The following is a 3,156-nucleotide window of genomic DNA, read 5'->3' as shown; positions in this document are numbered from 1 at the left end:
GCTCACCGATGTAGTAAGCCAAATCATATTTGAGGGGGTTGCCCTTGTCGTCCTTCAGGCCATCGCGTGGCAGAACCATCACCGCGCCATTCATGCCGTGAACCACGTGATAGGGGATCATCACATCGCCGGGTGCGCAATGATAGACAAACACGCCAGGCTTGATGGCTTTCCAGCGCAGGACAACCTCTTCGCCGGGGAGCACCTTCGTCAACGCACCTCCTCCCAATGCGCCGGTTGAGGCATGAAAATCAATATTGTGTTCCATCAGGTTGGTGGGAAGGTTCTTTAAAGTGAGCTCGACATAGTCACCTTCGTGCACAACGATCATGGGTCCCGGAACCGAACCATCATAGGCAAAAGCCCAGATCTCGGTTCCTTCATTGTCGATGACGACCTTCTTTTCCTCGATAGTGAGCGTCACCTCCACGATCTTTGGTCCACTGGTTACTACCTGCTCATGCTCTGGCAGAAAGGGTGGTGCCACTAATTTCTGCTTTACACGGGGCAGCTTTGAAAGATCTGTCTGCGCATCATCGGCGTGTGCCTGCTCCGTAGAGAGTGCAACAGCGGCCACGGCTGCGGCAGTTGCCGCGGTCGCTACCAAAAGATTACGACGAGAAAGAACGACTGAGTTGTACCGATTGAGAGTCGACATGATAGATCCTCTGATCTCTGAAGTGAATGGCGCGATGCACCGGGTTACTTGATCTCAATCACAGTCCACATGCCCGCCATGTAGTGGCCAGCAACGTTGCAATAGAGAAGATATTTTCCAGGCTTCAGATCAAGCGTGAGGGAGGCCGTCTTGTTGGGATCAATCTCAGACACGGAGCCCAAAGAACGCACCGCTTCCTCATCCACTTTGTTGCGGCCCTGATCGAAGGGCAGCAGCTGGTTTTCGTCGGTTATCTGCGCAATCAAGACCTCATGAACAAGATTGCTTGCGAGGTTGGTCACGTCGAATCGCACATTACCGGGCGCGGCCGTTTTGGGGTTGATGTTGATCCCCATTTTGGCGGTCGACATGTCGGCTTTCATGCCCATCCCCAATCCGAGCGGCTTGCTGAGATCAGGGGTTCCCATTTTGTCGATCAGAGTGACTTTGACCACCGTCTCGGCAAAGGCTGTGGACGCCATAAGGCTGCCGACAACAAGCGCGCTGGCTAGAATATTTCGGATCTTCATGATTGCCTCCTCAAAGCGGTATATGATATGCATCTTTCTGGAGAAATGAGATTCCATACCTTGATTTGGATCAAATCAGCTCGTTGGTTGCTCCAGAACAATGGCCCGCGCTTTCGAGCTCACGACAGCTGGCAATGCGGGCCCAACGGAAACTCTGGGGAAAATGGATCTACTTTGCGGTGTTTAGGAAGGCGATCAGATTGGCACGATCTGACTGCTCTTCCAGACCCGGAAATGCCATTTTGGTTCTGGCGACAATTGCTTTTGGATCAGTGAGGTAGAGATAAAGTGTCTTCTCGTCCCATACGGCACCTGTTGCACCGTATTCCTTCATGCTGTCAGAATAGTTGAAATTGGTTACCGAGGCGACCCTGCGACCGACGACACCAAGCAGCGAAGGACCAACCCTGTTTGTTCTGTCAGCGACAGAATGACAAGCGGCGCACTTCTTGAATATCTGCTTACCTTGGTCAGCATCGCTATCGGCCGAGGCGGGATTTGCAACAGCAACAAGAGCCAAGAAGACGAAGAGAGAGAGTTTCATGGCCCGGTTCCCTTTTTGTCATTCTGACTGCATCAATTTGTCAACGGAGTCAGACTAGATTATCGATTGAGGCGGTGAATTTTTATGATGTATATCATTTGCATCTTATGGGCAAGATGGTGACAAATTCATGCGGTTGACCAGTTACAGTGACTATGCATTGAGAATGTTGATCTATGTCGCCGTGCATCCCGATCAGTTCGTGACCATTTCTGAAATTGCGAAAAGCTATGGGATCTCAAAGAACCACCTAATGAAGATCGCCAATGAACTTGCGGTGGCAGGGGTCCTCGAAGCAGTGCGCGGCCGCAATGGTGGATTGCGCCTTGCCAGGCCGGCTGAAGACATCAGCATTGGGGCAGTTCTTCGGATGACCGAATCACGTTCCGATTTGGTGGAATGTTTTGATCCTGCCACCAACACATGTGTCATCACACGTGCCTGCAGATTGAAGCATTTACTGGCTCAGGCTCTGGAGGCCTTCTATCTCCATCTGGATGCGGCGACTTTGGCTGATCTGGCTCGCCAGCCCAAGAGCATATTGTCTCTGCTTTCTGTTTAGGATCTATCGATGCGACAACAACAGAAGGGTCCTAGGGTCTGTTGTGTCCGTTGGCAGCGCTTTTGAGACAAACCGGGTGACTTGAGGAAGGGAGGATTTCTGGCTCATCGTAACTCTTAGGAGAAGCGCAGATGAGACAGAAATCCGAGACGCGGGCGATGCCCGATCAGATTGTGAAGGACATCCGCCGGGCGACCCGGAAGCACCATTCGGCCGAGGAGAAGATCCGCATCGTGCTGGAGGGGCTGCGGGGTGAGTACAGCATCGCCGAGCTGTGCCGGCGGGAGGGTATTGCCGAGAGCCTGTATTACAGCTGGTCGAAGGAGTTCCTGGAGGCCGGGAAGAAGCGCCTGGCCGGGGATACGGCCCGGGCGGCGACCAGCGGCGAGGTCAAGGATCTTCGCCGCGAGGTGCGGGACATGAAGGTCCTGGTGGCCGATCTCACGCTGGAAAACCGCCTGCTCAAAAAAAGCATGGTCGCGGATGGGGGAGACGAGGAATGAGATACCCCGCCTCCGAGAAGCTGGAGATCATCCAGTTGGTTGAGCAGTCGCACCTCCCAGTCCGGCGGACGCTAGAGAAGCTCGGTATTCTCCGGCCGACCTTCTACAGCTGGTACGATCGATATGGCGCCGGCGGGCCTGAGGCGCTCGAGGACCGCCGTCCACAGCCGGGAAGGGTTTGGAACCGTATCCCGGACGGGGTTCGGGACAAGGTCGTCAAGCTGGCGCTCGACGAGCCGGACCTGTCGCCCCGGGAACTGGCCGTTCGCTTCACCGACACGGAAAAATACTTCGTGTCAGAGGCCTCAGCCTACAGGATCCTCAAGGCCCATGCCCTCATCACCAGCCCCGCATTCATC

Annotated in this window: 4 protein-coding genes and 1 pseudogene; 2 read left to right on the top strand and 3 right to left on the bottom strand. The window is 54.4% G+C overall.

Annotated features, from left to right (window positions below):
* The 3 genes from WCJ41_RS20975 to WCJ41_RS20965 form a co-directional block, all read right to left on the bottom strand.
* Positions 1 to 658, bottom strand: a 658-nt coding sequence (locus tag WCJ41_RS20975; RefSeq protein WP_336907782.1) for a multicopper oxidase domain-containing protein, incomplete at its 3' end; no start/stop codon positions are given.
* Between the two features lie 44 nt (positions 659 to 702).
* Entirely contained in the window at positions 703 to 1,188 is a 486-nt protein-coding gene (locus WCJ41_RS20970; protein ID WP_336907781.1) for a hypothetical protein, read from the bottom strand.
* A gap of 169 nt (positions 1,189 to 1,357) precedes the next feature.
* Positions 1,358 to 1,732, bottom strand: a complete 375-nt coding sequence (locus WCJ41_RS20965; RefSeq protein WP_336907780.1) for a cytochrome c family protein — start codon at positions 1,730 to 1,732, stop codon at positions 1,358 to 1,360.
* 130 nt (positions 1,733 to 1,862) lie between these two features.
* Between WCJ41_RS20965 and WCJ41_RS20960 the strand changes: the two genes are divergently transcribed.
* Positions 1,863 to 2,294 (top strand): Rrf2 family transcriptional regulator, encoded by a 432-nt coding sequence (locus WCJ41_RS20960; protein ID WP_336907779.1) that lies wholly within the window; start codon positions 1,863 to 1,865, stop codon positions 2,292 to 2,294.
* Positions 2,295 to 2,425: 131 nt separating this feature from the next.
* Positions 2,426 to 3,156 (top strand): annotated as a pseudogene (locus tag WCJ41_RS20955) (helix-turn-helix domain-containing protein); the annotation flags it as partial.

The sequence above is a fragment of the Aestuariivirga sp. genome (genome assembly GCF_037139295.1).
Lineage (GTDB): Bacteria > Pseudomonadota > Alphaproteobacteria > Rhizobiales > Aestuariivirgaceae > Aestuariivirga.
This window is presented reverse-complemented; position numbering and strand designations above follow the sequence as displayed.